The sequence below is a fragment of the Mesorhizobium sp. M2A.F.Ca.ET.037.01.1.1 genome, from assembly GCF_003998075.1.
Lineage (GTDB): Bacteria > Pseudomonadota > Alphaproteobacteria > Rhizobiales > Rhizobiaceae > Mesorhizobium.
On the sequence record NZ_RZSA01001298.1, the window covers coordinates 1 to 1,498 of the forward strand.

The window sequence follows — 1,498 nt, forward strand, 5'->3', positions numbered from 1 at the left end:
GACGAAATCTGCGAAGCCATCGTTCGGGGCGAGACGGTCAAGCTTTCGTCTTTTGCCACCTTCCACGTCCGCTCCAAGAACGAGCGCATCGGCCGCAATCCCAAGACCGGTGAGGAAGTGCCGATCCTGCCGCGCCGGGTGATGACGTTCAAATCGTCGAACGTGCTCAAGAGCCGGATTCTGCGCTCGCACCAGAACAGCAAGGGCAAAGGCGGCAAGTAGTTTGCTGGCGAATGCGGTTGAAAACCGCCCGCGGTTTTGACGCTGGGCTTGAATATCGCTTCATAAATCGCTGAAATAAGGGGCGATTCGGCATCATGCGCCGGATCGTGGTCCAGTGTGGAGGATTGGCCCATGGACAAGAGCCCCGATGCTTTCCGAACCATCAGCGAAGTCGCGGAAGATCTCGACCTGCCGCAGCACGTGCTGCGTTTCTGGGAGACGCGCTTCACCCAGATCAAGCCCATGAAGCGCGGCGGCGGCCGTCGCTATTACCGGCCGCAGGACGTCGAGCTGATCAAGGGCATCCGGCACATGCTCTACGATCAGGGCTATACGATCAAAGGCGTGCAGAAGCTGTTGCGCGAGAACGGCAACCATTTTCTGGTCGCCATCGGCAATGGCGACATGGCCGCGGTGGAGGCGATCGCCCAGCGCCGTCAAGCCGAGCAGGTGCCGCTGACGGCGGCCGCACAGCCGCGCGGCGATGAGGATGCGCTCGTCGGCCAGCCGAAGGTGAAGCCCAGCCGCCGTTTCTTCGGTCTCGGCAAGAGTGACGACGAAGGTCCGGTGCAACCGGACGCCTCAAAGTTGTCGCGTGACAATCGCGCCTTGCTGCAGGAGGCGCTGTTCGACTTGCTGGAATGCAAACGCCTGCTCGACCAGGTTCGTTGAAGGCATCATTCCACGTGATGCCGCGCGGTCGGGCCGCCGGAACTGGCCCGTCGTCCGTGCGTTAGGCCTTCTCGAAGAGAAGGACAATCAGCATGGCATCGTTTTCGACCCTCTCCGACCTCGACATCGACAAGCAGGTCGCGGCGCTTTCGCGGCAATTGAACGACCTCAAGAAGGTTTTGGCCAGCCGCGGTGACGCCTATTATGAGGATGGCCGCGAGGCGGCGTCCGACTATTACTCGCAAGTTGCCGACCGCCTTCACGAGGCGCTGCCGGCAATAAGGCGCAGGGGCAGGGTGCTCGAGCGGACGGCGCGCGACCATCCGGCGACGACCGCCGCCGTCGGACTTGTCGTGGTCGGACTGCTTGCCGGCCTTCTTATCAGCCGCCGCTGATCAATCGACGGAATCTGAAACAGAAACGGCGGCCGTCCTCGACCGCCGCCATTTCCATACCGTCGGCTGCAGGCGATCAGTTCGCCAGCTTGAGCCGCCTCTTCGGGTCGACCTTCATGACGTGGCTGCACTTGCCGTAGACGGTGCCGTTCTTGTCGGTGGCGTCGGTGTAGGTGCCCTTACAATCGAGCTGCAGCACCAGGCAGGAG

The 1,498-nt window shown here is 62.1% G+C and carries 3 protein-coding genes; all 3 read left to right on the forward strand.

Going from position 1 to position 1,498, the window contains the following annotated elements:
• The coding region (locus EOA27_RS36115; RefSeq protein WP_127258687.1) for an HU family DNA-binding protein at positions 1 to 222 on the forward strand (222 nt) is incomplete at its 5' end.
• A 132-nt stretch (positions 223 to 354) separates the two neighbouring features.
• Entirely contained in the window at positions 355 to 894 is a 540-nt protein-coding gene (locus EOA27_RS36120; RefSeq protein ID WP_042640150.1) for a MerR family transcriptional regulator, read from the forward strand.
• Positions 895 to 986: 92 nt separating this feature from the next.
• Positions 987 to 1,289 carry a DUF883 family protein gene (locus EOA27_RS36125; RefSeq protein WP_126082924.1) on the forward strand — a complete coding sequence of 101 codons (303 nt, stop codon included), beginning with the start codon at positions 987 to 989 and terminating at the stop codon, positions 1,287 to 1,289.
• Positions 1,290 to 1,498 lie beyond the last annotated feature (209 nt).